Below are 26,840 nucleotides of genomic sequence, written 5' to 3'. Positions count from 1 at the left end.
GAGGGCGTTGCCGCGCGCCGTCAGACGGTGGCGGCGGCAACCAGCTCGTCCAGCGCGGTGGCGAATTCGTCAGCCATGTCCCACAGGTCCGGAATCAGCTCCGGACAGGAGATCAGGCCGACGTCCAACATGCCGTTCAGGGACATCACCGTGATGTTCAAGCCGGAGCCGTGGAACAGCGGGCCCAGCGGATACATCGCCTTGACCTCGGCGCCGAGCATGTACAGCGGCTCCTGCGGACCGGGCACGTTCGAGACGACGAGGTTGTGCACGGGCTTGGCCCCGGCCAGGCCGGTCGCGGCGAACACCCGCATCGCGGTCCCGAACACCGAAGGCGCGGCGAACTGCGACCAGTCCTGCAGCAGCGTCGCGCTGATGGCCGAACTGTGTTGTTTGGCAACGGTGCTCGAGTCGGCGATGGCACGAAGCCGCTCGGCCGGGTCCTCGATGGTGGTCTCCAGCTTGGCGAACATGCCGGACACCTGGTTACGGCCGGGTCGGTCGGATTTGCCGTGCACCGAGACCGGGCACATGGCCACGAGGGTGGAGTCCGGCAGCGCGTCACGCTCCAGCAGGTAGCGCCGCAGCGCACCCGACACCAATGCCAGCACCACGTCGTTGACCTTCACATGGAAGTGGTTCTTGACGGTCTTGATGTCCGCCAGGTCCAGCTGGGCAAACGCCACGTTGCGGTGCCCGGTGACGTTGACGTTGAACGCGGTCTTCGGCGCAGCAAACGGCGCCGCCATGGTCAGACCCTTGGCCGCGCGGCGGACGGTGTCGATCACGGTGGTCGCCGTCGAGGGCAGCACTCCCGCCAGCTTGAGCGGGCGGGTGAGGTACTTGACCGCTCCCCCCACCGCGATCTCGAGTTCCGAGGCGGTGCCGCCGCTCGCGACGGGTTCGGGCGCCGGCGCGTCCGGTTCGAGGGTGCACAGCTGCGACATCAGGTTGGCGCCGGTGACGCCGTCTATCCCGGAGTGGTGCATCTTGGCCATCACGGCCAGGCGGCCGCCGTCGTGGGCGTCGGTGCCGGCGATGTTCTCGATCACCCACATCTCCCACAGCGGGCGGCTGCGGTCCAGCTGCAGCGCCGCGATGTGCCCGCAGATCTCGGACAGCTCGACGCGGCCACCCGGGGATGGCAGCCCGATGCGGTGCAGGTGCCGGTCGATGTCGAAATCCGGATCCTCCACCCACACCGGGTGGTCGAGGTTCAGCGGCGAGTCCGCCAGCTTCTCGCGGAACTCCGGCATCGCCGCGATGCGCTCGCCGAGCATCTGACGCATCTTGTCGAAGCTGTAGCCGCCCGGAATGGTGGCGGCGTCCAGTTCCATCACCGCGCACACGTGCAGGGGCTGCACCGCGGTCTCGAGGTAGAGGAAGCTGGCGTCGAGTCCACTGAGCCGCTGGTATCCGGGCATAGGCGCGATCGTAGGCGGCCCGGATTACCCAATGTGAGGCATTCCACTTCATGTGTCGTTCACCTCGAGTGCCCGGTGGTGGCAGACTTGACCCGTCAAACGTCCCGGGGACCCGATACGGGCCTCGAGGTTCGAACCGACCAACACATTTGAGGACGACGATGTCTGATCAGCTTTACGGCGCTGCCCCGGAGTCTGTCTGTAAGACCCCTCGCACCAAGATCCGTACCCACCACCTCGCGAAATGGAAGGCCGAAGGCCACAAGTGGGCCATGCTCACGGCCTACGACTACTCCTCGGCCCGCATTTTCGACGATGCCGAGATTCCCGTTCTGCTGGTCGGCGATTCCGCCGCCAACGTGGTCTACGGCTACGACACCACCCTGCCCATCACCATCGATGAGCTGATCCCACTGGCCCGCGCGGTCGTCAAGGGTGCTCCGCACGCGCTGGTGGTCGCCGATCTGCCGTTCGGCAGCTACGAAGAAAGCCCTCGGCAAGCTCTCGCAACGGCGACCCGCTTCATGAAGGAAACCGGCGCGCACGCGGTCAAGCTGGAGGGCGGTGAGCGGATGGTCGAGCAGATCGCCGCACTGACCCAGGCCGGCATCCCTGTCGTGGCCCACATCGGCTTCACCCCGCAGAGCGTCAACGGGCTCGGCGGCTTCCGGGTCCAGGGCCGCGGTGACGCCGGCGACCAGACGATCCACGATGCCATCGCCGTGGCCGAGGCCGGCGCCATCGCCGTGGTGCTCGAGATGGTGCCCGCCGAGCTGGCCACCCAGATCACCGGCAAGCTGACCATTCCGACCGTCGGCATCGGCGCCGGCGCCAACTGCGACGCGCAGGTGCTGGTGTGGCAGGACATGGCGGGCATGACGGCCGGAAAGACCGCCAAGTTCGTCAAGCGCTTCGGCGACGTCGGGGCCGAATTGGGCCGTGCCGCACGGCAATACGCTGCCGAGGTGGCATCCAGCGTGTTCCCCGCAGAGGAGCACTCCTACTGAGCACGAGTGTGAGGGCTGTGCACGCACATCCGCTATCTACCGTGCACAGCCCTCACACTCCTCGCTAGGCGCTGAGGTCTGATAGTCGGCTCAGCCGAAGGCCGGCTTGCGCTTGCCGACGAAGGCGCCGACACCCTCTTTGCCGTCGGCCGACGACGCACACTTGGCGATCAGCCGGCCTTCACGCTCCAGCTGGGTCTCGTAGTCGGCGCCGTAGGTGGTCAGCAGCAGCTGCTTGACCGCGGCGTTCGAGCCACCGGCCTGCGTGGCGACCTCAGCGGCCAGGGCGTCGAGCGCGCCCGGCAGCTCGGCGTCGGGCACGACGCGGGTGACCAGGCCCCAGTCGGCGGCCTCGGCGGCTTTGAGCACGCGGTTGGTGATCATCAGCTCCTGGGTGCGGCGCAGGCCGATCAGCCGCGGCAGTATGTACGACGATCCGCCGTCGGGGCTCAGGCCGGCCTTGGTGTACGCCATGGTGAACGACGCGGACTCCGCGGCCAGCACCAGATCACCGGAGACGCCGAGCGGGAAGCCCGCGCCGGCCGCGACGCCGTTGACGGCGGTGATCAGCACCGCGTCCATGCGTGCGAACGTGGACATGGCGCGGTGCAGGTCGTCGGCGATGCCCTTGACGAACGCACCCGGATCATCGGCGGCCGCCATCGCCTTGAGGTCACCACCGGCGCAGAAGAAGCGGCCGGCGCCGGTCAGGGTGACGACCTTCACTCCCGGGGTGTCGCACAGCGCAGCGGCCCTCGCCAGGTCGCGGGTCAGGGCGTCGTTCATGCCGTTGGCCGCCTCAGGCCGGTCGAGCACGATGTTCACGACGGCACCGGACTGGGCGAACTTCAGCGTCTCGAATTCGGTCACGCCTCAAGACGTTATCGGCAGCAGATGCAGCGCCGCGATGTGGCACGCTAATGGCAGCGTTGGTACTGCCCGTCCCGGGTCGCAAATGAAGGTGAACATGGCCGCTGGCAAGCGTAAACCGTCCCGCCACACCGAGATTGAACGCAAGTTCGCGGTGGTCGACAGCACGGTGTCCCCGTCGTTCGACGGATTGTCCGCCGTCGGCCGGGTCGAGCAACGGCCGGTCGAGCACCTGGACGCGGTGTACTTCGACACCCCGGACCACGACCTGGCGGCACACATGGTCACCCTGCGCCGGCGCACCGGCGGCACCGATGCGGGCTGGCATCTGAAGCTGCCTGCCGGCGCCGATTCCCGCACCGAGGTCCGGCTGCCGCTGACCGGTGCCCGGGAGAGCGTGCCCGACGAGCTGCGCGACATCGTGCTGGCCATCGTCCGGGACCTGCCGCTGCAGCCCGTCGCGCGGATCGAGACAGCGCGCACCGTGTCCATGCTGTACGCACCCGACGACACTGAACTCGCCGAGTTCTGCGACGATCGCGTGACCGCCACGGCCGGCGAATCGCTGCAGAACTGGCGGGAGTGGGAGCTCGAACTGGTGGGCAACGTCGATGGGGGCGCCGACGTGCTCGACCGACTGGCCCATCGGCTGTTCGACGCCGGCGCCCAACCGGCCGGGCACGGCTCCAAGCTGGCCAAGGTGCTCGAGGCCGCCAGAGGGGACGACGACCCGGAGCCCACTCCCGAGCCCACCGACAAGGTGCACCGCGCCATCGCGGCGCACATCGCAGAATTGATCGAGTGGGACCGCGCGGTGCGCGCCGACACCTTCGACGCGGTGCACCAGATGCGGGTCACCATCCGCAAGATCCGCAGCCTGCTGCAGGAGACGGGCAATCTCGGCGACCGCGAATGGGTGCTCGACGAGCTGAAGCTGCTGGCCGGCGTACTGGGCACGGCACGGGACGCCGAAGTCCTCGCACAGCGGTACGAGGACGCGTTGAAGGGGCTTGCGCCGGAACTGGTTCGTGGGCAGGTACGCGAGCGCCTGGTCGACGGTTCGCAGCGGCGCTACCAGTCCGGGCTGCGCCGGTCGCTCGCGGCCATGCGGTCCGAACGCTACTTCCGGCTGCTCGATGCGCTCGACGCCATCGTCGTCGACAACACCCAGCCGGCCGCAGCTGAAGAAAACGCGAAGCCGGTGACGGTCGGCGGCGCGTACCGCCGCGTGCGCAAGTCGGTACGGAAGGCCGAAGCGGCCGAGGCGGCCGGCGCCGAGGACAGCGAGGAGGCGCTGCACCGCATCCGCAAAGGCGCCAAGCGTCTTCGCTATACCGCCGCCGCCACAGGCGAGTCGAAGGTGGCCGACTGTGCCAAGGACATCCAGACGCTGCTGGGCGATCACCAGGACAGCTATGTCAGCCGGGCACACCTGCTGCAGCAGGCCGAGGCCGCGCACTCCGCGGGCGAGGACACCTTCACCTACGGCATCCTCCACCAGCAAGAGGCCGAGGTGGCCGAGTACGCCCGCCTGCAGCTGGACGCTTCGCTCAAGGCGCTGGCACGCGCGATGAGAAAAGTGAAGAATTAGCGGGGCGGACGAGCTGGCCTGTAAGCCGGATTCTGTTCCCCGCCACCATCGCTGGTGGCAAGGCGGCGACCATCCATCTGGGCACACCGTCGCCGGGTACCTCGAGCGGCCTACCCGCAGGCTCGGGCGAGCAGCCCTCGGGCACCTGCGCAGCCGCAACCAGGTCGCGGCCTTCTTGGCCTTGCTTCGGGTGGGGTTTACCTAGCCACTCCGGTCACCCGGAATGCTGGTGCGCTCTTACCGCACCGTTTCACCCTTACCGTCTGAACCCCAGGGCTTCGCCCTGACACTCAAGTCGGCGGTCTGTTTTCTGTGGCACTGTCCCGCGAGTCACCTCGGATTGCCGTTAGCAATCACCCTGCTCTGTGAAGTCCGGACTTTCCTCGAAACCTCTCGGTCCCGCGGCCGCCCGGCCAACTCGTCCGCGCCGACCACCATATCAGCTGGTCAGAGCGCCGCGACCAGCGAGTCCAACACGACGACCGCGCCGTAGGCCAGCAACACCTGTTTCAGCCATCGCGGCCCGTCCCGGCGTGTTCGAGCGACCGCCAGACCGATGCCGAGTACCACGATCACCGGCACCGTGATCGCCCAGGCCGACCACACCTCCCGCGGGCCGTACACCAGCAACGCAGCCGCCGGCCCCAGCGACCAGTCGCCGGACGTGGCCAACGAGTTGCCCATGGCATCGGTCACGTAACCGAGCGCCTGGCGGCCACCCAGCAGGAGGCACAGGCACGCGGTCACCAGAAGCATCGACTCTGCAGCCAGGCGGATGTCGAGTCGGTGCTTCACCACCTGGTGACCTCCGATCAGTGCGTGCGGCGCAGGACAATCAGATTGTCCCGCAAAATGGCGGATTCGCCAGTGGGTCCGATTGCCTCGCGTTCCAGGGTACCGACGTGCTGTGACTGCCAGTCTTCTTCCGCCAAGTCGAGCTCGGCGACCACCTCGTCCGCGGACTGAAAGCGGTGGTCATGGACGTGTTTGGAAGCCCAGGGCGGTGCCTCACCGTGATCGACGATCAGCAGCGTGCCACCCGGCGCGACGGCCGCTGACGCCTGCTTCAGTATTTGCCGGCGCTCCAGATGAACCGTGGAATGCAAGAACTGCGCCGACACCAGATCGAAGCTGCCCGCCGGGAAACTCTGGGACAGGTCGTGGTGCTGGAAGTCGATCCGCTCCGCCACTCCCCTGGCCTGTGCCGCACTGCGGGCCCGATCGAGGGCATTGGTGGCGATGTCGACCGCGACAACCTGCCAGCCCTGGGTGGCCAGCCAGATCGCGTCGGCTCCCTCGCCGCAACCGAGATCCAGCGCGCGGCCCGGCGTCAGTTCGCCGGCAACCGTCGCGAGATGGGTGTTGACCCGACCGCTCCACATCTGGGGCTTCTCGGCATAGCGGCCTTCCCAGTGTTCCTGCGGTGTCTCAGTCGTGGACATGTCAGTTCTCCTGCTGATCGAAGTTGGGCCAGGGCATGACGGGCAAGCCGAATTGGTCGTGCACCAGACTCTGCACGATGGCCGCGGCGGCGGCAGAACCACTGGCAATCGCCGCGGAGACCTGGGGCATTTGAGCGCAGACGTCACCGGCGGCGAAGACGCCGGGCACCGAGGTGCGGTTGATCTGGTCGACCACGACAGCGTCGACAATGACCGGCCCGGGTGGAGCGGTGCGCACCCCGAGCTGGGCCACCAGGTCGGTTCGCTGCCGCAACGCGCTGGCCATCAAGACGCCTTCGCGCTTGAGTTCATCGCCGTCGGCGAACACCACGGCGGCCAACTCATCGTTGTGCGAAGCGAATTCGACGACCTTGCGCTCGTCTACGCGCACACCCGCGTCGGCCAGGGCGCGGTTCTGGTCGTCGTCCAGGCTGGTCGGCCCGTTGGTCAGGACGACGATGTCGTCGGTCCAGGCCCGAAGCAACAGCGCCATGTGTACGGCCCGGTCCCCGTCAGCGAGGACCGCCAGCGCCTGATCGCGGGCCTCCCAGCCATGGCAGAACGGGCAGTGGAACGCGGACCGGCCCCAGTGGTCGTGCAGTCCCGGGATGTCGGGGTACTCGTACTCCATGCCGCCGGCCAGCAGTAGCCGCTGGGCATGGTGCACGCTTCCGTCGGCCAGTTCGAGCCCGAACGTGGGGCCGTCCTGCGCCGTCGCACCGGTGACCTGTCCATCGACGAACTGCACCGACGGATACTTCGTCAGTTCACGGCGCCCCTCGGCGTACAGGTCGGCAGGTGGACGCCCGTCGTGCCCGAGCAGTCCCCCGATGCCGTGAGCCGCGCGGTTACTCTGCTCTCCGGCGTCGATGACCAGCGTTCGTCGTCGCGCGCGGCCCAGCACCAGTGCGGCGCTCAGTCCCGCCGCCCCGCCACCGACGATGGCGCATTCCCATTCGTTTTGCATGACACCGACCTTGCCGCGCGACGCGCAAAATGCCAAGCTAATTTGCCATGCAGGCAAACACGGAGGACGACGACATCGAGGCGCGGGTCCGACGCCGGCTGCGCGAGCTACGCACGCAACGCGGCATGACGCTGGAAGACGTTGCGCGCGCAGCCGATATCGACATCTCGACGCTGAGCCGCCTGGAATCGGGCAAGCGCCGCTTCGCTCTCGACCACCTGCCCCGGCTCGCCGCCGCCCTGTCCATCAGCACCGACGAACTGATGCGCGCCCCCGAGGCCGAGGACCCGCGGGTCCGCGGCGCGTCACACAGCCGCGACGGCATCACCTACTGGCCGTTGACCCGTGGCGGGCCGGCCGGCGGTCTGCACACGTTCAAAATCCGCGTGAGTGCCCGGCGTCGAACGCCACCCGCCGAGCTTCCCGTGCACGACGGCCAGGAGTGGCTGTACGTGCTCTCGGGCAATCTCCGACTGCTGCTGGGCGACCGCGACTTCACCATCAAACCCGGTGAAGCCGTTGAGTTCTCGACATGGACGCCGCACTGGTTCGGCACGGTGGACGGACCCGTGGAGGCGATCGCCATCTTCGGACCTCACGGCGAGCGCCTGCACATCCGCAACTGAGCCAAGCACCAGGACGGCGACAGTTCATTGCGGTGTGCCGGTGTGCGGGCCTGCTGGTTCAGCTCCGCCACCGAAGCAGCAGGCCCGCGATCCGCCTATCACTGTTGAGTTATCAAGGTGCGCAGAAGATTCGAGGCCGTGCGTTATGCGGCCACGTCCAGTCGCATGGTGCGGCGGTTGTAGGCCGGGATGGGTCTGCGGCGGGGGTCCACGGCCGCGGGTGGGATGAGCCAGGGGTGTTTGTCCAGGCCCATGACGACGTCCCAGCCGTCGTGATGGACATTGGCGTGACACGCCGGGCAGAGCAGGCAGCCGTTGCTCAGGCTGGTTTGGCCGTGGTGGGTCCAGTGCACGATGTGATGGGCATGAGTGCGTCCCGGCGGGGCGCCGCATTTGATGCGGCATTGATCCCGCAGATACAAGGCTTTGCGTAGCGGCGCCGGGAACAACCGTTTATCGCGTCCCATGTCCAGTGGTACCTGTTCGCCGTCCACGATCACCGTGGTCACGGTGGTGTCGCAGGACAGGCGTTCCAGGGTCGCCATGCTGATCGATCCCATGAACTCGAGTTGGGCCAGGTCCGGGGCGTCGGCGGGCACCGTCAGCAGCAGTTGGGTGCGCGGCGCCGACGCGATATCCCCGCCACGCGCGGCGATATCGAGCACCGCCTCCAGGGCATCAGCGCGCCGCCGTCCCGCCGAACGGGCATCAGCGGTGCCGTCGGGTTCGGGCCGCGGCGCCGACCACTGCTCCATGGCGGCTACGAATTTCGCACCCACCTCCGCATCCAGGTCCGCCCGCACCTGCAGGCGCCCGTCGCTGGTCACCCGGTGATCGACGGTGTTGATCGACCGGTCCTCGGCCGCCGGCAGACCACCTTCGGCCGCGGCGACCCGGTTGCCCAGCCGGCGGGCGCGGTCCCCGATCTGGGCGGGGGTGGCCCCGGAGAAGCACTGCCCCACCAGATCGGTCACCTGCGCGAACCGGGCCTCCTCATCCACCGGTCCGGGTGAGCGGGCTCGAATGTGGTTGATGCCCTTGACGATCGCATCCACATGCTCACCGGAGACCGCTCCATCCGCGGCATGGGCGGCCAGCGTCGGCAACGACGGTAACGCGACACCGACACGGACCACCCGCGACGCCACGGCCGGCGCCGCACCGAGAGCGATCAGCAGCTCCCGCACCGTCCGCCCCTGCGAAGCCGCCACCGCACACCGATCCAACACCCCGACCACCGTCGCCGCCAGATGATCAACCAGATTCCGCAGCGCCAGCAGCCCCCGCATCGCCGCCAACGCGTCATCCCCAGCCAGGTCGTCAGGCACTCGCACGCCGCGGAGGGTGTCGAGGCTGGTAGCGAGATCTGGTGCGATTCCCATACCAAATTATATCGCACACATGTTCGAACATCAAGGGGTTGCTGCTTCAAACTTTCCGGCAGGCGCCGCTTGTGGATGGGTCGCGCGCTGTGGATAGGTTCAGGATCCCGGCCGGCTACGACGGCGACGCCCTCGACATGGAAACCCACCGATTCAAGGCCATCGACAACACCATCCCAACCCGCAAAACCTGCCAAATTCTTGACGCAAGACAGCATCGGACCGTTCGGATTCAGCCGATGCCGCCGGACTCCACCTACCGTTGAGATGGCCACCGAGCGCGCCACAATGCGACGCCCAGAACACTTTTCGCGCCGCTTGGCTGTCGCTCGGCCGGTTTCGCAATGCCGCCCGAGCGAGCAAGACCCGAATCAACTGTCACGATGTCCGGATACATCCCACAACCCGGCCGCTAACATTCGCCAAAGCATCCAACAGGCGCCTGACACAAGACGGGGAGACCACATGAAGAGCAGGATTTTGCGTGCGGCGGCAGCCGGGGCGGCCGTCGCACTGACGCTCTCCGGATGTGGCGGCGGCACCAAGGACAGTGATGGCAACGTCACGCTCAAGCTCGTGGTCGCGGACTATGGCACCGGGCCCCAGAACGCCAGCAAGAACTACTGGCAGGGCATCGTCGACGCATTCCATGCCAAGAACCCGAAGGTCTCGGTGGACATCACCGCCATCAGCTGGAACGACTTCGACACCCAGGTCCAGACCATGGTCCAGAACCGCCAGTTCCCGGACATCACCGAAGGCGACTACTTCTCCAACTACGCGCAGGACGGTCTGCTCTACTCCGCCGACGAGGTACTGACCAATCCCGGCAATCTGCTGCCGGTGTTCGCCAAGCAGGGCACCTACAACGGCAAGCAGTACGGTCTGCCGTTCACCACCAGCGCGCGCACGCTGTTCTACAACAAGAAGCTGTTCGCCGCGGCCGGCATCCCGGCGGCACCAGGCACGTGGGACGACGTCAAAGCCGACGCGGCGAAGATCAAGCCGCTGGGCAAGATCGGGTTCGGTCTGCCGCTCGGGCCTGAGGAAGCGCAAGCAGAGGCTCTTCTCTGGTTCCTGGGCAACGGCGGCAATTACCAGGACGCCGACGGCAAGTGGACGATCGACAGCACCCAAAATGTGGAGGCGCTGACGTATGCCAAAGACCTTGCCGCGCAAGGCCTGACCGAACCCAACCCGGGCACCAAGAACCGCACCGATCTGTGGAAGCAGTTCGCGCAGGGCGAGATCGGCATGATCAACGGCTCACCGGCCCTCATCCCGATCATCAAGGAAGGCGGCAAGCTCACCGACGCCGACTGGGCGTCGGTGCCGATCGCGGGCAAGGCCGGCCCGCCGGCAAGCACCCTTGGTGTGTGCGACAACGTCGCCGCATTCAACGCCAATGGTCACCAGGCGCAGATCAAGGCGTTCCTGGACTTCGCCTACCAGGACGAGTACCAGGTCGCCTTCGACAAGATGTACCACCTGCTCCCGGCCACGACGAGCGCCGCCAAAGCACTGGCAGGCGACCCGGTGTTCGGCCCGTTCATGACGGCGCTTCCCAACGCGGTGCAATATCCGAGCAACACCACGTGGGCCGAAGTCAAGTCCAAGGTCCAGCACGAGATCGGCACGGCGATGACGGACAGCCCCAAGGATGTTCTGACAGCGCTGCAGCAGGCGGCAGTCAGGGCCGGCTGAGTGAGGCACACTCTGAGCCGGCTCGCGCCGCTGGCGTGGATCGGGCCGGCCTGTGCGCTGATCGGGCTGACGGTGCTCTGGCCCGTCGTCGTCATGGTCCAGACGTCGTTGCAAAAGGTCAGCCCGAGTGGCGTCGTCCTCGGTTCTGCCGGTGGCCGCAACTACCAAGCGCTCGCCGATGAAGCTGCGCTGAGCGGGGTGCTCATGCGGACCGCCATCTGGGTCGTGGTGGTCGTCGCTGTGACCATCGCGGTATCACTCGGTCTCGCCCAGCTGTTCAACGCCCAGTTCCCGGGCCGCAGGCTCGCGCGGTGGGCACTCATCGCGCCCTGGGCCGCGTCAGTGATGATGACCGCCCTCATCTTCCGCTGGGCGCTCGAAGCGGGCAGCGGCGTGATCAACGTCTTCCTGCACGACCTCGGCCTCGTCGACCTCGGGTCGACCAGAGCCGACTGGCTGGGCCGGCCGATATCCGCTTTCGTGGCCATGATGCTGGTCGCGATTTTCGTATCGCTCCCCTTCACGACGTACACGATCCTTGCGGGTCTGCAGACCATCCCGGACGACGTCTACCGCGCGGCCAAGGTCGACGGTGCCTCCCGCCGGCGCAGCTACCTGTCGATCACGTTGCCGCTGCTGCGTCCGGCCATCGTCGTCGCGACGCTGATCAACGTGATCAACGTCTTCAACTCGTTCCCGATCATCTGGGAGATGACGCGCGGCGGACCTGGGTACGAGACCAGCACGACGACGACGTTCATGTTCATCCTGAAGTCCGCCCACATCGGTGAATCCGCAGCGATGTCCGTGTTGAACTTCGCGCTGGTGGTCGTCATGGTGCTGGTCTTCCTGCGCGTCACGCGATGGAAGGACCAAGTCCAGTGAGCCCCCGACGGCTCGCGGCGGCGCTGGCGGCCTACGCCATCGCCATCTTCTTCCTGCTGCCGTACGCCGAGATGGTCGTCACCGCACTACGACCGGCGGACGAACTCCTCTCGCCGGGCTACCTGCCCTCCCGCTTCGACTTTCACAATTTCACGACTATCTGGTCGACGGGCCTCGGTGGGAACCTCTCGGCAAGTCTGATCGTCGCAGGCGGCGCAACGCTCGTCGTGCTGGCGGTCGCCCTGCCCGCGGCGTACTACACCGCACGCCGAAAGTTCCGCGGTCGCACGGCATTCCTGTTGCTGGTGCTCGCCACCCAGATGTTCCAGCCTGCGGCGATGCTCGTCGGCATCCAGCGCGAGTTCATCGAGTTCGACTTCGCGACGCCACTGATCTCACTGATCCTCGTCAATGCCGGCTTCAACCTGGCGTTCGCCATCTGGATCCTCAACGCGTACTTCTCGACCATCCCCTTCGAGCTCGAGCAAGCCGCAATGCTCGATGGCACAAGCCGTTTCGGCGCGTTCGTACGCATCAGCCTCCGGTTGGCGATGCCCGGAATCGTCACCGCCGCGATCTTCACGTTCATCGCCGCCTGGAACGAGTTCATCGTGGCGCTGACCCTGACCCTCGGCGCTTCGGCGGACAGGCAGCCGTTGACGGTCGGAATCAACAACTATATCGGGGTGTACTCGATCGATTGGGGGCACCTGTTCGCCGGATCGGTGATCGCGACGGTGCCTGTCATCGTGTTGTTCGCGGCGATCGAGGGACGCGTCGTCAGCGGACTGACTGCGGGCTCGGTCAAGTAGCGCAAACTAATTCGCGGGGTACGCCGGCGGCGGGTGCACTCCGCGCAGGATCCACGGGAACCAGTTGAAGAAGTGCTCGATCTCGTCGCTACCGTCGTAGTCGGGGCTCGGGTCGAAGCCGTTGTTGGTGCCACCCTCTTTGTCGTCGCGGTGCGGCGGTTCAGGCAGCTGGCCGTAGACGGCGACGACGACGGTGCGGTCGAGGCTGTTCTCCGACCACACGCCCATCTGGTTGTTGGCGCAGTTGGCCATGATCTGTTTGATGGCGGGGTCGTAGTACCACTGGTTGATCAGTTCGACGCCGCTGATCGCCAGCGCCGGGTTGGTGGCGACCGTCTGGGCTACCGGCCCGCCGCGGTAGCCCGCCTGCTCGGCGCGCATCTGCGGTGTGGATCCGTCAGAACCGATGTCCCCGTCCAGGTCCCGGTTGGCCATCATGTCCTTGGCCTGCCGCTCGGCGGCCTGTTGCAGCTGTGGGTTGACGGCGATGTCGTTGGTGCACCCGCCCTGGTGCTGCACGGTGTACACGTTCGACACGACGGAGTCGTTGAGCCGCTTGTTGTTCGGGATGAGCGTGTTGCCGTTGTCCGCGTGCGCGAGCGGCGTGCAGATGACGGCGCCCAGCGGCACGACAGCCAACACAGACAGCACCCGTGGCCGACATCTCATGTTGGATTCCTTTGCATCAGGGATGGACACCCGGCGGTGACTGGTAGTGCGCAGCAGAGTTTCGCAGCTGCCAGATCTGCGCGGGGCACAGTTCGTTGACGGCCTGCGCAATGAGATACGACGCCTGATAATCATCATCGGTGCCGAAATCGCCTCTTACGTCGCCCATTACGTCAGCGAATGGTCGGCCGGCCGCCACCTTGTCGCAGATGCCGTAGCCATATCCCAGCGCCGCATCGGCATTGGGAAAGTTGTAGCCCGGCCGCACGGTCACGCCGATCAGATACGCGGTCGCATCTGCGGATGCCATTCCCGGTGGCGCAACGACGTTCAGCGCCACCGCGCCGAGCACCGCACCGGTCAACAGTTTTGCGAACATGCGGGGGCTCACATCGGATCGAATTGCGAGATGAGCCAACGGTTGTCGACTTTGTCGAGGGTGACGCGAACACTCGACGCGGTGCTGGTCGGGGCGCTGTCGCCGATGATCATCGTCTGGTCCACGAACAGCATGACCACCGCATGGTTCGGGGTCGCCTTGGTCCAGGCTGCCGCGGGCACCGTGGCGACCGCGGAGATCTTCTTCTGCTTCGAACCCGGGATCACCACGTCACGGGTGAGCGAGGTGTAGGAGTTCAGGAAGTTGCCGGTCATGTACTTCTTGGCGGCTTCCAGATCCTTCTCGACGGTCTCGGGCTTGTAGGACAACAGCGCGATCGTGCCGTCGGTGGCAGCCGTGGTGGATTCCTTTTTGGCCGTGTCGGACTGGCTCAGGGACACGTCCTTCCACTGCAGGTATCCGGCGGCGCCACCGAGCGCGAGGACGAGCGTGGGCAGCAGGCCGTAAACGGCGATACTCGCCCACGCGACGCGGCGCCGCGAGACGACAGGCGCCGCGTCGGTGGTCTGTGCGGCGTCGACCTCGACCGCGTCTTCGTGCCCGTCCACCGAAGGCGTTGCCTCGTCGGACATTTCAGTCGCGGTGTGATTGACGCGGGACTTCATCATCATTTTCACGGCACAAACTCCACGTTCGAAACCTTCATCACATCACCGACTTTCTGCACCGCGATGCGCATCCGCCACTCCCGCGGTTCCTGCGCCGGCGCACCGACATTCGAGGTTTTGACGGCCACCGCGACCAGCACCTGGGCCGAGTCGCCCGCCTCCGATTCCAGCCCGGCCTCGGTTATCGAGCCGGTGGAGGTCGACTTCGCTTCCTTCACGACCTTGATGAAAGGTGCTGAGCGCTTGGCGAAGTCGTCGTAGAACTCCCCCGTCGCGCTGTCGAGGATACGCTGGACGTCGGCATCGGCGCGCTGCCAGTCGATGGTCGTCAGGTTCAGTGCGCCCTGCCTGGCGGCCTGAACGATCCGGCTCTGCCGCTCGTCGACCTGGGTCGCGCGGTGCGCCCGTACGGCAAGCCAACCGACCAACGCGCTCAGCGTGAGCACCAGAATCAGCCCGATCACCGCCGCAAGCCGGCGCACCGCCTTCGGCTTCGCGGGCGCGACGACAGGCGCATCCGCTCCCTCGGCACCGGCGACATCGGCCTCATCCACCTCTTCGATGTCGTCGAAATCGTCGATATCGGGGTCGAGGACTGCCACCCCGCCCTCGGTCAGCTCCCCGGCTGCGGCGTCATCATGCTTTGCCATGTCTTCTCCTTCGGAGCCGTGTGCGCCAAATCGGCTTGGGTGTAGGTCTTTCCGTCGGGACCTATGTAGGTTCCGGACGCCGGGTCGTACTCGGCCACGGCGACCGGCGGTGGCTCAGGTGCACCCGCCGGCGGGGCCGAACCCGGCCGCAGCTGCGGCACGTCCTGCCCGGTCCAGGTGGCATTGGGATCGCCCTTCCAGTTGTAACCGTCATTGAGCGGCACGTACGGCTCGTTGCTCTCGCACTGCTTGACGGTGGCGGCGCGCTTACCGGGCACCGTCTCGCAGGGCAGGTTCTTCGCACCGCGGACGTTGAACATGCCGTCCTGCGGGGTCCGGCAGTACAGATCGCCCGCCGGAAGTTCGGGGTAGTCCTCCAACGCGGGATTGCGCATCTGCTGCGCCGGCAGGTACCCGGTGGTGCACGGCGGCGGCAGGTTGAGGTTCAGGTTGAAGCTCAGGTACGCCCCTTTGTAGGCCTGCTTGGTATCGCGGTTCGCCAACGTAACACCCTGCGCCGCTTCGGTTGTCCGTGGCAGCAGCACCAGGAGCTGTTCGAGGTTGGGCTGGTAGGTGATCGCGACCCTGTTGATGGACACGAGATTCTGGAGCAGAACCGGCAATGTCGGCTGCAGGCGGCTGAACAACTGCCCCATCTCGCCGAACGCCGGGCCGCCCTTGTCGAGGACGGTGCCGAGCGCTTTGTCCTGCGCCTGGAGTTCACCGGTCACGGTGGCGAGATTCGCCGCCCACTCCTGAATCGCGCCTGAGGTGTTGTTCTGGGAATCGAGCACGGGCTTGACCTGATCGATCAGACTCAGCAGCGGGTCGAGGTTCGCCCGTGCGTCGATGGCCAGCTGGCTGCCGCCCTTGACGATGTGCGACAGCTCCGGCCCCAAACCGCCGACGGCCGTAGCCGATTCGTCGATGACCGTCTTGAGGTTCTCCTTGGGGACTGCCTGCAGGCCCTTGGTCAGCGAGTCGATCACGGTGTTGATGTCCGGTGGCACAGAGGTGTGTGCGAGCGGGATGACGTCGCCGTCCTTGAGCGGTCGCGAACTCGTGCCACGCGGCGTCAGGGACACGAACTGCTCGCCGATCGCCATCTGGCTGTGCACGTCGGCCTGCACATCGGACGGGATGTCGGTACCCGAGTTGAGGGACAACTCGGCCTGCACCCCGGTCGGCGTCAGCCCGACGGACTGCACCCGGCCTACGACGGTGCCGCGGTAGGTGACATTGCCGGTGGCGTAGATGCCGCCGGTCTCGGGCAGCTCCATCTTCACCACGTAGCGCCCGATGCCGAACAGCTTGGCCGGCAACTGCATATAGATCAGGCTCATCATCGTCACCGCGGTCAGGGCGATGACGGCGAATATCACGAGTTGAATTCGCACGCGTTTGTCGAGATGCATTTACGGCCCCTGATCCCAGCGGTACGGAATGGTCAGCGGATTGCCCGGGTTGTTCGGGCCGCCCGCGGTACACGGACTCGGGAACTGGCCGATGGTGCGGCCCCACTGCAGCTCGAGCTCGGTCAGGTCACACTCCCAGCGCGTGCCGGTGAAGAACGCCTGATCGATGCGGCTCAGCGTGAGATCGACAATCGCGGTGAGGTTCGCGTAGTCACCGCGCTGCCACTTCTCGATGGTGTCGCTCGGGAACGGCACCGTCGGGATGAAACTCAGCGCCCGCGTCATGGCCGGCCCGGCGTTGGCGAGCTGCTCAAGGGTCGGCCCTAGTTCGCGTAATTCCTTGACCACGTTCTCTTTTGACCGGTCCACCGTGTCTGTGGCGAGGGCGGCGAACTTGCTCAGCTTGTCGGCGGCCGTGACCAGGTTCTCTCGCTCGCCACTCAGCACGGCCAGCGCTTGCGGGATGCTGTCGACGGCGCGGTCGAGCACGGGCTGGCTCGCGGCGAGTTTGCCGACGACCTGGTTCAGGCTCTCCGACGCGGCGATGATGTCGGGGGTCTGGTCCTTGACGTTCGCGGTGAACGTGTCGAGCTGCTTGATGAGGCTGCGCAGGTCTTCGGCGCGCCCGTGGAACGCCGTGCTGAAGGCCTCGGTGATGTCCTGGACGTTGCCGATACCACCGCCACCCAGCACCATCGACACCGCCGACAGCGTCTGCTCGACCGACGGGAAGCTGCCGCTGTTAGTCAGCGGGATGACCGACCCCTGGTGCAGCTTTCCTTGTGGCCGGCCATCTTTGGGTGGTCCGAGCTCGATGTGCAGGGTGCCCAGCAGACTGGTCAGGCCCAGCTTGATCGTCGAGTTCGCCGGCACGTTCACATCGCCGTTGAGCCGCATGGTGACCAGGGCGTGCCACCCCTGCCGTTCGATCTTGGTGACCGTGCCGACGGTGACATCGGAGACCCGGACCCGCGAATTCTCTTGCAGGTTGGTGACATCGGTCATCTGCGCCTGGATGTCGAACGCCCCCGATCCCCCGCCCTCGGTGCCCGGCAGCGGCAGGCTGTTGGCGCCGCGCCAATCCGAACAGCCCGCCGACGCGAGTAGCGCCACCGTTGCCGCGGCCGACATAGCCGTGGCCTTTAGACGGATTCTCATGAGCCACCTCCTGCGGGCGGCGTCATCATTCCGGCCAGCCCGGCGTTGGCGTCGGTGCTCACCGTCTGCGGGGACGGGGCCGGTGCGTCAGCGGCGCCCGGCTGTTGCGCCATCGGCGCCGCCGGCCGCGACGGTGGCACGTAGTCGGGCCGCATCCAATCCTCGCTGTAGGTAACCTCATTGGGCCGCGCCTGGGCACCCACCATCAGGTTCTCGCCCAGCGGCGGGAAGTTGTACTGCCGGTTCTTGACGATCGGCGCCAGGTACTGCGCACACAGCTTCGACGACTGATCCGCCCCGAGGCGCGACGCCGCCTGAATGGCACCGCAGATGAAGCTGACGGGGTTGGCGAAGTTGTTGACCGCCAGGACGCCGGTCAACGATCCGACCGCCGGCTCATAGATGTTGTTCAGGTCGGCCACCACCGTTGGCGCCACGTGCAGCACCTGCTTGATGTCATCCATGCTGTCCACGATTGCGGTGCTGACCGACGACAGTTTGTCCGACGCCGTCCCGACGGCCTCTTTGTTGTCCGCGACGAACGAGCGCAGGTCATCAGCGACGGAGCTCATGTCGTGCAGCGCCTGGCCCACCTTGCCCGGATCGTCAGCCACCAGTCCGGTCACGTCGGCCAGGTTGGTGTTGAGCCGTTCCAGCAGTCCGGTGCTGTCCTGCAGCGCCGACACCAGGATCGATAGGTTCTTGAAGGTCGAGAACAGGTCGTTGCTGTGGTCGCCGAGGATCGACACTGCCTGCGACAGGCGGATCACCGACTCTCTGATGCTGGCGCCCTGCCCGCGCAAATTGTCGGCTGCGGTGTTGATGAAACCGCCGAGCGTGCTGACGCCGCCGGGCTGGTCGGGTTTGAGCAGATCGGCCACTCGCTGCAGTTGGGTGCGGACCTGGTCCCACTCCACGGGCACCGCGGTGCGGTCGAGCGGGATGACGGCGCCGCCGCGCAGCGTCGGTCCGCCCCGGTAGGGCGGGATCAGCTGAATTGCCCTGCCGGTCACCAGTTGTGGCGACAGGATCACGGCCTTGGCGTCGGCCGGCACTTTGTACTTGTCGTCGATCCAGAAGGTGACCTTGACCTTCTCCGGTCCCGGTTCGATCTTCTCGACCTTGCCGACAGGCACGCCTTGGATCAGGACGTCGTCGCCGCTGAACAACTGATTGGTGTTCTGGAAATAGCCCACCACCTCGTTGCGCGACGCCTGCTGAAACGCCTTCACGGTGACGATGCCGCCGGCAACGACAACGGCCACCACCGCGAGCACCAGCAGCAGACGGGCCTTGTTGGACAGCTTGGTCATGGCTGTCCTCCTGGCGTCGGTGTAGGTACGTGGGCGGGGTCCGACACATGCAGTGGCGGGGTTTTCGGCGGTTCCGGCATGGCAGTCTGGCCGGGTGCGAGCGCCGGCGGACCGGGCGGCGGGCCGCCGGGTGGCGGCGCCGGTTGCGGTTCGCGGACCGGGTAGCAACCGGGACCGGGCAACGGGATTCCGGGTGGGCCACAAGCGGTATCGCCGGGCTTGCCGGTGATCGCATCCGGAATGTTCATACGTGGGTCTCCGGCCTGGCCGGTGCGCGGGAACGGCACCGGAAGCGGCGGCGTGCCAGGCTGCCCGGTCTGCGGATCCTGAAGCTGCGACGGCAGCTTCGTGTTCGGATCCACCCCGAGGTCGGAGAAGGCGGCATCGACGAACGGCTGCACGAACTGACCGGGCAACAGATTGACGATGTACGCCTTGAAGAACGGACCCGAGCTCACCGCATCACCCAGCGCCATCGCGTACCGGCTGAGCCCCTTGACGGCCTGCTGCAGCCGTTCCTTGCGGTTGTCGAGCATCGCGACGACACCGTTGAGCTTGTCCAGCGCCGGCCGCAGCTGCGACCGGTTCTCGGCGATAAGTCCCTTGAGCTGCTGAGAGACGGCCGACAGGCTGCTCCACAGCCGGCTCACGGCGGCGCTCTGCGAACGCAGTTGCACCAGAAGGGCATTGGTGTCCTTCACCAGGCTCACTACTTTGTCGCTGCGCTTGGCCAGCACCGTCGTCGCCTTGGACGCGTTGTCGAGCAGGCTGCGCAGTTGCGCGTCACGGTCACCCAGCGTCTTGGAGAACCGCGCGATGCCGTTCACCGCGTCCCGCAGATCCGGGGCGGTGTTCGCGAATGCCTCCGAGACCGTGGCCAGCGAGTCCGACAGCTGATGTGTGTCCAGCCCACTGATCGCGTTCGTCACATCACCGAGGGCATCCGGAAGCTGGTAGGCCGACACGGTTCGCTCCAGCGGGATGGTGCCCTTGAGGTCACCGTCACCCTTCGGCACGACTTCCAGCATCTTGCTGCCCAGCAGGCCCTTGGTCTTGATCGCGGCCTCGGTGCGCTCGCCGAGATGCACGTTGTCGTCGACGGTGAACTTGATCAGTACGCGGGGACCGTCGAGATCGATGCTGGCCACCCGACCGGCTGGGAAACCTGAGATGTCCACGGGCGCACCGGTGTGCAGCCCACTGGCGTCTTCGAAGTACCCGGAGTACGTGCTCGTCCCGCTGACGAACGGGATCTTCTGGAACATGAGCGCCACGGTGGCGATCACCACCACGGCGCTGATGCCGATGGCGCCGAGGGCGAAATGGCTTCGCTCCGCAAATGGTTTCATCTCGGGGTGCACCGTCCTGAGGTCTGCCCGGCCACCTTGACGTAAACCGGTTGTCCCCCTTTACCGTTCAGCTTGAGCACCGCGTCGCAGAGGTAGAAGCTGAAGAAGTCGCCGTAGATCCCCTGCCGGGACAACGCTTTGTATTTGTCGGGCAGGGTGTTGAGGAAGTTGTCGAAGTAGTCATGGTCGGCCAGCACGAGGCCCGCGGTCCGGTCCACCTCGTGGACTGTTTTGGCCAGTGGCGGCCGGGCATCGGTCAGCAGACCGGCGATCGAGTTGGCGGCCGCGTCGGTGTAGGCCACCGCCTGTGAGATGTCCGTCTTGCGTTGGGCCAGCCGGTCGACCAGCTCCGACAGGGACACCACCGCCTTGTCGAGCTTGTCGCTCTTGCCGCCGAAGGACGTCAGCACCGTGTTGAGATTGGTGACGACCTCCCCGATCAGCTGATCGCGGTCGGCCAGAGTGTTGGTGACCACCGCGGCCTGCGCCAGGAACGACCCGATCGACGGCCCCTGCCCCTGCAGCGCCTGGATCAGCTGCCCACTCAGATCGTTGATCCTGTCGGGGCTGAGGGCTGAGAACAAGGGTCGGAAACCACCGATGACGGCATCGAGGTCCAGCGCGGGCTGGGTCCGGTCGACGGGGATGGTGTCGCCTGGATTGATCTTCTTGGTACCGCCGGCACCTTCCTCCAGCGCCAGAAACCGATCGCCCACAACGTTGTCGTACCTGATCACCGCGCGGCTGCCCTCGGTCAGCACGACCGAGCTGTCCGCGGTGAATTCGACGGTCACCGTCGAATCGCGGTTGATCGACACGTTCTTCACCTGGCCGACCTCCACGCCCGCGATGCGAACGTGACTGTCCTTCTTCATGTTCGAGACGTTGACGAAGCGGGCGAAGTAGGTGTGGCCCTCGTCGAACCGTAAGTCGGCGAACACCGCCCAGAGGGCGACCGTGCCGAGCAGGCATACCGATAGGAAGACGACCAGGCGCAACAGCGTGCCTTTAAGGTTCTCCACGGCGTCCCTCCTTCCTCGGTCGTTGGTTGGTCGTCACGATCTAGTTCCCGCCCGTCTCGGCCGGCAACGCGGGTGCCTCGGCCGGTGCCGGTGCCGATTGCGGTTGAGCGTCAGCGGGATTCGGCGACGCGGGCGGCACGCCCGGCCACAGCGGCACCCCGCCGGGCCCGTACAACGCCGCGCCATAGGGCGGCGCTCCGGGGTACGGGATCGGGCCGGGAGCCGGTCCGGGCAGGCACTGCCGGATGCTGGGTGCTTGCGGCACCGCGCGGGTGCTCTGGAACCACTGTCCCCAGCAGGGGCTGCCGATGCCCGGGTTCGGCCGGATGTCCAGCCCGGTTCCCCAGCCGGTGTTGGTGATCAGTTGCCGCACCGGGAAGTTCTTGGCGACATCGGGCAGCGAGCCACAGCCCGGCCGTCCGCCCGGGCCGCCCTTCGCGGCGACGATCGGCAGGTTGTCGGGGAACACGTACGGGTTCTTGCCCGGCAGCAGCGTCGCGTCGAGGATCAGCGAACGGCCGTCGGCCCCGCCGAACACCCCCCAGGCGCCGGTGTCGAGGAACTTCTTGGTGCCTTCCAGCCAGCACGTGTACCCAGGGCTGTACTTCAGCAACAGACTCGTCGTGGGTTCCAGCCCGTTGATGGCGTCGACGAGGTTGTCCCCGTTCGGCCCCAGCAGATCGGTTCCCGCCTCGGAGAATCCGATGACGTTCAGCAGCAGGCTGTCGAGCGCCTTGGCCTTGCCGGTGACGGTGCCGCTGGTGGTACTGGCGGCATTGAGAATCTTCACGATGTTGTCGGCGGCCGCACCGTAGGTGTCGCTGAAGGCTTTGAACGAACGCCAGTCGTCACGAATCTTGTCCGAGCGCGAGTTGAGGGCCGTCAGCACCTGATTGAGATCCGTTGTGGCTTGGCCCATGCGCTCGCCCTGGCCGCGAACTCCTTCGGCGACGGCACTGAGCACCGAGTTCAGCTTGGCGGGATCCACCATGTCCAGCAGGTTGACGATGTTCTCGAAGACCGTGTCGACCTCAGTCGTCGTATGTTCGGAATGCAGCACCGTGCCGGCGGCCACGCGGGCACTACTGGGCGCCTGCGGATACACCAGGTCGACGAACTTGGCGCCGAACGCCGTCGTGACACTCACCTGCGCACCGATATTGGCGGGGATGTACTTCACCTGGTCGGGGTCGAGCTTGAGCTGCAGGGTCGCCCCCGATGTGCTCACGTCGATCTGGCTGACTCGGCCCACCAGCACGCCCCGCATCTTGACCTTGGCGTTGGTCTCCAACACCAGGCCCGCCCGGTCGGCCATAACCGTCACGGGTACATAGGATTTGGCCGCACCCGTGAAGATGACCGTGGTCACCACCATGAACAGCACGACAGCCGTGATCAGGATCAGTGCCCACCATGCGTTCGAGATCCGCCGATCTCCCTTGCGCGCGTCCACGGCTAACCCGCCATGTTGAAGTTGCCGGACTGGCCATAGATGGCCAGTGAGATGAACACGATCTCGACGGCGGCGATCACCATGGACAGGCGCACTGCGCGGCCCACCGCCTCGCCGACCCCGGCCGGACCGCCGGAGGCGGCGAATCCGAAGTAGGTGTGCACCAACATGATCACGATGGTGATGGCGACGCACTGGACGAACGACCAGATCAGGTCATTCGGATTGAGGAACGTGTTGAAGTAGTGGTCGTAAACACCGGCCCCCTGCCCGTAGACGGTGGTGGTGCCCATGCGTGCGGCGAAGAACGCCATCATGACCGCCACGCAGTACAGCGGGATCACCACGACCACAGCGGCCAGCACGCGCGTGGAGGCGAGGTAAGTGATGCTGCGGATACCGATCACCTCGAGGGCATCGATCTCTTCGTTGATGCGCATGGCGCCGATCTGCGCGGTGGCACCGGCGCCGATGGTGGCCGATAGCGCCACCGCGGTCGTCGCCGGCACGATCATCCGGACGTTGAGGAACGCCGAGGCGAAACCGGTGAGGGCCTCGAAGCCGACGGACGAGAACTGGTTGTAGCCCTGGATCGCCACCAGGGCACCGGTCGTCATCGTCAAGAAACCGACGATCGCGACGGTGCCACCGACGACGACGAGCGCGCCGGTGCCCAAACCCGTTGCGGCGATGAGCCGAAGTAGTTCGGCGCGGTAGTTGACCACCGCATCGGGAATCGACCCGATGGTGTGTGAGTAGAAGGCGCCCTGTTCACCGATGCGGTTCCAGCGAGCGACCGAACTCTTGGTGAGTTTGTCGAGCCGCGGGAACCTGCGGCTCGGAACATCGACAGTCATCTCTTCCTCACGACACCGTGTACTGGATCGCGACGGCCGTCACGATGACGTTGATGGCGAACAGCACCATGAACGTGAACACCACCGTCTCGTTGACCGCGTTGCCGACGCCTGCGGGGCCGCCGCGCACGGAAGTGCCCTTGTAACAAGCGATCAGCCCGGCTGCCATGCCGAACAGCATTGCCTTGATCAGCGCGACAATGACGTCGCCAGGACCCGTCAGTAGGTTCAGACCGCCGACGAACGCGCCCGGCGAGACGTGCTGCACCGTGACGCAGAAGAGGAACGCGCCCGTCAGGCCGACAAGGATCACCGTGGCAGACAGGGCCAGCGCCACCGTGGTGGCGGCCAGCACGCGCGGCACCACCAGGGAGCGGATGGGGTTGATGCCCATCACCCGCAGTGCGTCGAGTTCTTCGCGGATGGTCCGCGCGCCGAGATCTGCGCACATCGCCGTCGCGCCCGCACCCGACACCACGAGAACAGTGACGATCGGGCCGATCTGATTCACCGTGCCGATTGCGGCGCCGGTACCGGAGAAGTCGGCCGCGCCGAATTCGGTCAGCAGAATGTTGAAGGTGAATGTCAGCAGCACCGCGAACGGCATCGTGAGCAGCAATGCGGGCAGGACCGACACACGCGCGACGAACCAGGTCTGCATGACGTATTCATGCCATGCGAACGGTCGCTGAAACATCTGCACAAAAGTGTCGAACGTCATGGCGAAAAATCCGCCCAATGAGGTAACCGGCTTAGCTGCAGTCCGCATAATCGCTACCATTTGTCGCCCGTGCTTCCCAGCCATTGCGCCAGATCCACTACACATGGTCGATAAGCGATCGCTGTGGCCAACATGGGTGGAGACGCTATCAATGCAGTTCATCTATCGAACACCTCCAGATGGAGGGATCTACGCTTGTGATGCACCCCCCACCGGAGGGATACCTGTGTTCCAGCACACACCTCGACGTGTTCGACCAAAATTCTGCACGAAGGCATGAATAATCGAGCTCAGAAAATTGCTGAACCCGTGCTCGGATAACCATTTCGGAATACGAATTAATTCACCACAGCGCCAATTATTGGCGGCGCTCGGAGAAAATGCGGATATCGCGATAAGCGGGCAGCTAATGCGCCTGCTCACCAAATCCGGACTGTGCATCCATGTAGAGCGTGATGGCCTCCAACCGGTTGGCGGCGCCGATCTTGCGCAGGATTCGCTTCACGTGCGTCTTGACCGTCTCCACCGAGACGACGAGCTCGTGGGCGATCTCCGCATTGGCGTCACCGCGCACCATCCTGGCGAACACGTCCCGCTCTCGGTTGGACAACGCCGCCGTGAACGTATCGATAGCCGCGTCCGTGGCGAAGGCGCCGTCGTCGTCCTCCAGGCTGACGGGAGTTCCGGCGATCCGGTCGGCTTCCTCGGCCAGCCGCGCCGCGGCTCCGATGATCGATATCCGAAGCTGTTCCACCCGCCCCGAATTCAACAGTCGCTCGTAGACGAACGAGTACACAGACAGCAGCAGCCCGAGCGTGTCGACGTCCCCGTCGGCGATGGGACCCCCAGCGCGCGATATGTGGACCAGCGCCACCACCTTCGCTTCCACGACGATGGGCGCTACCAGATAGTCCGCGGCACCAAGGGCTTCGCAGAAGCCGTCGGTGGCCGCCACGTGGTCCTGGCCGGTGTGAACGATCCGCCGGAACCGGACGCAGTCCTGTTCGGCGAAGCAGGCGGTGCGCGGCACGGGTTTTCCCGTGCCGCGCGTGCCGTGCGATGCCACGGGGATGAACTTGTCGGGCGCTATCGACGAGAGCACCACGCTGCTGAAACCGACGGTGTGGCACAGCTCCGTGCACACCTGACGCTCGAGCGCCTGGACCGATGGCGCCGCCTTCAACCGCCGGATACTGTCGATCACCGACCGCGCCGTCGCGCCGGAGTCGTCACCGCTGATCAGTCGCGCCTCGACCTGCGCTTGCAGCGACGCCATCAAGAGTCGCTGCGCGACGGCCGGCATGAGGGTGATGCCTTCGCCGCCATCACCGAAGAGCACCTCCTCGGTCGTTGCCGCAGAGTTGGCGATCGCCTGCCCGAGGGTGGTCGCCTTGTTGAGCTTCGGCAGGTTGAGCGCGCTGCGCAGGTGTCCGTCGATCTGGTTGAGTCTGGTCACCATCGCACGACGCGTCATCGTGGTCGTCCACTCCCCACGCCGGCGTCCATCGTCAGGTACATCGCGAGGGCGGCCGCCCGGTTTGTGGTGCTGAACTTCTCGGCGATGCGTTTGAGGTGCGACTTCACGGTGCCCTCGGAGATCAGCAGGCAGCGCGCGATGTCCCGGTTGGTGGCACCGGTCGCCACGTAGGACATGACTTCCCGCTCACGTGCAGTGAGCTCGGCCGCCGCGGCGCGATCGCTCGCCGGCTCGCCCACAGGGTCCGAGGCACCCGCAACTGACGACGCCGCACTTTTCGGCGTCGGCCGGGTCATGAGTTGGTCCATTGTGGCGCAGAGCTTGTCGACCTCGACACGCTGTTGCGACACCTTCTCTTCGAGAACGGCTCGCTCGTACACCACTGCCAAGCATTCCGCGAACGCTTCGAGCAGATCGAATTGCTCCATGACGGTGATGTCGGGGGCCTCCGGGAAGTCGGCATGCAGCATCCCGATCACGTTGCCGCCCACTGTGATCGGCGCCGCAAGGTAGTCTTGACGCGCCGATGCGGTCGGGCGGGACACGACGACGCCATGTCGACCACGGATCAGGGCGGTTTCGGCCTCGGACTCCTCGAGCCGGACGGGCACCCCGATCGGGAAGCCCTGGAAGGAACCTGATGCCGAGGCACGCCCGTGCAGATGCCGCGGCAGCCAGTCGTGCTCGCGGACCGTCGAGACCATCACCCGGGTGAATCCGAAGTCCCGGCACAACAACGTCATGGCGGTCTTGATGGTCTCCCGCGACGATGTTCCGCGCAGGGAATCGACGGCGTGGCGGATAGCGTTCACGCGCCCGACGCCCCGAGCTGTCTCGCCACCATTGAGCTCCCGCCGGAGTCGCTGCACCCCGGCCAACAGCTCCTTGGTCGCGCCGCCGGCTGGGCGCTGCCGTTCGAGACGGCGCCGCAGGCAATCCAACTGTCGGTCCAGCTGACTACGCACCCCCAAGCCACGATGATTGCGGACTGACGAGCGCAAATAATCAGCGTCTGCGGCAGCTTCAGCGCACCCGGCG

At 66.0% G+C, this 26,840-nt stretch carries 26 protein-coding genes and 1 other RNA gene; 6 read left to right on the top strand and 21 right to left on the bottom strand.

Translation table 11 applies throughout. The features are described 5' to 3' along the window. Positions 1–20 precede the first annotated feature (20 nt). The gene (locus tag ACX12F_RS09260) at positions 21–1,424 is read right to left on the bottom strand and encodes a WS/DGAT/MGAT family O-acyltransferase (protein WP_459369292.1); all 1,404 of its coding nucleotides are present in this window, start codon (positions 1,422–1,424) and stop codon (positions 21–23) included. 161 nt (positions 1,425–1,585) lie between these two features. Here ACX12F_RS09260 and panB point away from each other — a divergent pair, with 161 nt between their 5' ends. Next, positions 1,586–2,431, top strand: coding sequence for a 3-methyl-2-oxobutanoate hydroxymethyltransferase (gene panB, locus ACX12F_RS09255; protein WP_459369291.1), 846 nt, complete (start codon positions 1,586–1,588; stop codon positions 2,429–2,431). Positions 2,432–2,521: 90 nt separating this feature from the next. On the opposite strand, the gene ACX12F_RS09250 is transcribed toward panB, so the two are convergent. Beyond that, positions 2,522–3,301, bottom strand: a complete 780-nt coding sequence (locus tag ACX12F_RS09250) for an enoyl-CoA hydratase/isomerase family protein (RefSeq protein WP_459369290.1) — start codon at positions 3,299–3,301, stop codon at positions 2,522–2,524. Between the two features lie 97 nt (positions 3,302–3,398). Here ACX12F_RS09250 and ACX12F_RS09245 point away from each other — a divergent pair, with 97 nt between their 5' ends. Then, positions 3,399–4,892, top strand: coding sequence for a CYTH and CHAD domain-containing protein (locus ACX12F_RS09245; RefSeq protein ID WP_459369289.1), 1,494 nt, complete (start codon positions 3,399–3,401; stop codon positions 4,890–4,892). Positions 4,893–4,897: 5 nt separating this feature from the next. Here ACX12F_RS09245 and rnpB read toward each other — a convergent pair. The 4 genes from rnpB to ACX12F_RS09225 all read right to left on the bottom strand — a co-directional run bounded on the left by rnpB (position 4,898) and on the right by ACX12F_RS09225 (position 7,301). Next, positions 4,898–5,313: RNase P RNA component class A (gene rnpB, locus ACX12F_RS09240), an RNA gene on the bottom strand. Between the two features lie 26 nt (positions 5,314–5,339). Next, complete coding sequence (locus ACX12F_RS09235; RefSeq protein WP_459369288.1) at positions 5,340–5,690, bottom strand: hypothetical protein; 351 nt, start codon at positions 5,688–5,690, stop codon at positions 5,340–5,342. A 14-nt stretch (positions 5,691–5,704) separates the two neighbouring features. Further along, positions 5,705–6,334 (bottom strand): class I SAM-dependent methyltransferase, encoded by a 630-nt coding sequence (locus tag ACX12F_RS09230; RefSeq protein WP_459369287.1) that lies wholly within the window; start codon positions 6,332–6,334, stop codon positions 5,705–5,707. 1 nt (position 6,335) lies between these two features. After that, positions 6,336–7,301 carry an NAD(P)/FAD-dependent oxidoreductase gene (locus tag ACX12F_RS09225; protein WP_459369286.1) on the bottom strand — a complete coding sequence of 322 codons (966 nt, stop codon included), beginning with the start codon at positions 7,299–7,301 and terminating at the stop codon, positions 6,336–6,338. 47 nt (positions 7,302–7,348) lie between these two features. Here ACX12F_RS09225 and ACX12F_RS09220 point away from each other — a divergent pair, with 47 nt between their 5' ends. Continuing rightward, positions 7,349–7,927 (top strand): helix-turn-helix domain-containing protein, encoded by a 579-nt coding sequence (locus ACX12F_RS09220; RefSeq protein WP_459369285.1) that lies wholly within the window; start codon positions 7,349–7,351, stop codon positions 7,925–7,927. A gap of 143 nt (positions 7,928–8,070) precedes the next feature. Here the strand turns inward: ACX12F_RS09220 and ACX12F_RS09215 are convergent, their stop codons facing one another. Beyond that, positions 8,071–9,309, bottom strand: coding sequence for an HNH endonuclease (locus tag ACX12F_RS09215; RefSeq protein WP_459369284.1), 1,239 nt, complete (start codon positions 9,307–9,309; stop codon positions 8,071–8,073). A gap of 465 nt (positions 9,310–9,774) precedes the next feature. On the opposite strand from ACX12F_RS09215, the gene ACX12F_RS09210 reads away from it, so the two are divergent. From ACX12F_RS09210 to ACX12F_RS09200, 3 genes are read left to right on the top strand one after another with little or no spacing between them, the layout of a single operon-like run. Next, complete coding sequence (locus tag ACX12F_RS09210; protein ID WP_459369283.1) at positions 9,775–11,013, top strand: extracellular solute-binding protein; 1,239 nt, start codon at positions 9,775–9,777, stop codon at positions 11,011–11,013. Further along, entirely contained in the window at positions 11,014–11,898 is an 885-nt protein-coding gene (locus ACX12F_RS09205) for a carbohydrate ABC transporter permease (protein WP_459369282.1), read from the top strand. Then, on the top strand, positions 11,895–12,710 hold the full coding sequence (locus ACX12F_RS09200) for a carbohydrate ABC transporter permease (protein WP_459369281.1): 816 nt from the start codon (positions 11,895–11,897) through the stop codon (positions 12,708–12,710). The genes ACX12F_RS09205 and ACX12F_RS09200 overlap by 4 nt, the downstream gene beginning before the upstream one ends. Positions 12,711–12,716: 6 nt before the next feature. Here ACX12F_RS09200 and ACX12F_RS09195 read toward each other — a convergent pair whose 3' ends face one another. The 14 genes from ACX12F_RS09195 to ACX12F_RS09130 all read right to left on the bottom strand — a co-directional run bounded on the left by ACX12F_RS09195 (position 12,717) and on the right by ACX12F_RS09130 (position 26,767). Further along, complete coding sequence (locus ACX12F_RS09195) at positions 12,717–13,379, bottom strand: CAP domain-containing protein (protein WP_459369280.1); 663 nt, start codon at positions 13,377–13,379, stop codon at positions 12,717–12,719. 16 nt (positions 13,380–13,395) lie between these two features. Further along, positions 13,396–13,758, bottom strand: a complete 363-nt coding sequence (locus tag ACX12F_RS09190) for a DUF732 domain-containing protein (RefSeq protein WP_459369279.1) — start codon at positions 13,756–13,758, stop codon at positions 13,396–13,398. An 8-nt stretch (positions 13,759–13,766) separates the two neighbouring features. After that, positions 13,767–14,351, bottom strand: a complete 585-nt coding sequence (locus ACX12F_RS09185; RefSeq protein WP_459369278.1) for a hypothetical protein — start codon at positions 14,349–14,351, stop codon at positions 13,767–13,769. 41 nt (positions 14,352–14,392) lie between these two features. After that, positions 14,393–15,037: an Rv1363c family protein gene (locus ACX12F_RS09180; protein ID WP_459369277.1), complete on the bottom strand. Its 645-nt coding sequence runs from the start codon at positions 15,035–15,037 to the stop codon at positions 14,393–14,395. Further along, positions 15,001–16,452, bottom strand: a complete 1,452-nt coding sequence (locus tag ACX12F_RS09175) for an MCE family protein (RefSeq protein ID WP_459369276.1) — start codon at positions 16,450–16,452, stop codon at positions 15,001–15,003. The genes ACX12F_RS09180 and ACX12F_RS09175 overlap by 37 nt, the downstream gene beginning before the upstream one ends. Continuing rightward, a complete protein-coding gene (locus ACX12F_RS09170; RefSeq protein WP_459369275.1) occupies positions 16,453–17,610 on the bottom strand; it encodes an MCE family protein in 1,158 nt (385 codons plus the stop codon). It lies immediately after the preceding gene. Continuing rightward, complete coding sequence (locus ACX12F_RS09165; protein WP_459369274.1) at positions 17,607–18,923, bottom strand: MCE family protein; 1,317 nt, start codon at positions 18,921–18,923, stop codon at positions 17,607–17,609. Before ACX12F_RS09165 ends, ACX12F_RS09170 begins: the two co-directional genes overlap by 4 nt. Then, entirely contained in the window at positions 18,920–20,272 is a 1,353-nt protein-coding gene (locus ACX12F_RS09160) for an MCE family protein (RefSeq protein WP_459369273.1), read from the bottom strand. The genes ACX12F_RS09165 and ACX12F_RS09160 overlap by 4 nt, the downstream gene beginning before the upstream one ends. Further along, positions 20,269–21,294: an MCE family protein gene (locus ACX12F_RS09155; protein WP_459369272.1), complete on the bottom strand. Its 1,026-nt coding sequence runs from the start codon at positions 21,292–21,294 to the stop codon at positions 20,269–20,271. The genes ACX12F_RS09160 and ACX12F_RS09155 overlap by 4 nt, the downstream gene beginning before the upstream one ends. A 40-nt stretch (positions 21,295–21,334) precedes the next feature. After that, positions 21,335–22,747, bottom strand: a complete 1,413-nt coding sequence (locus ACX12F_RS09150) for an MCE family protein (protein WP_459369271.1) — start codon at positions 22,745–22,747, stop codon at positions 21,335–21,337. 2 nt (positions 22,748–22,749) lie between these two features. Continuing rightward, positions 22,750–23,604, bottom strand: coding sequence for an ABC transporter permease (locus tag ACX12F_RS09145; protein ID WP_459369270.1), 855 nt, complete (start codon positions 23,602–23,604; stop codon positions 22,750–22,752). A 7-nt stretch (positions 23,605–23,611) separates the two neighbouring features. Next, a complete protein-coding gene (locus ACX12F_RS09140; RefSeq protein WP_459369269.1) occupies positions 23,612–24,325 on the bottom strand; it encodes an MlaE family ABC transporter permease in 714 nt (237 codons plus the stop codon). A 406-nt stretch (positions 24,326–24,731) separates the two neighbouring features. Beyond that, entirely contained in the window at positions 24,732–25,799 is a 1,068-nt protein-coding gene (locus tag ACX12F_RS09135) for a response regulator transcription factor (RefSeq protein ID WP_459369268.1), read from the bottom strand. Beyond that, positions 25,796–26,767 (bottom strand): LuxR C-terminal-related transcriptional regulator, encoded by a 972-nt coding sequence (locus ACX12F_RS09130; RefSeq protein WP_459370287.1) that lies wholly within the window; start codon positions 26,765–26,767, stop codon positions 25,796–25,798. The genes ACX12F_RS09135 and ACX12F_RS09130 overlap by 4 nt, the downstream gene beginning before the upstream one ends. Positions 26,768–26,840: the final 73 nt, after the last annotated feature.

It is taken from the genome of Mycolicibacterium sp. HS_4_1 (genome assembly GCF_054515875.1).
This window is presented reverse-complemented; position numbering and strand designations above follow the sequence as displayed.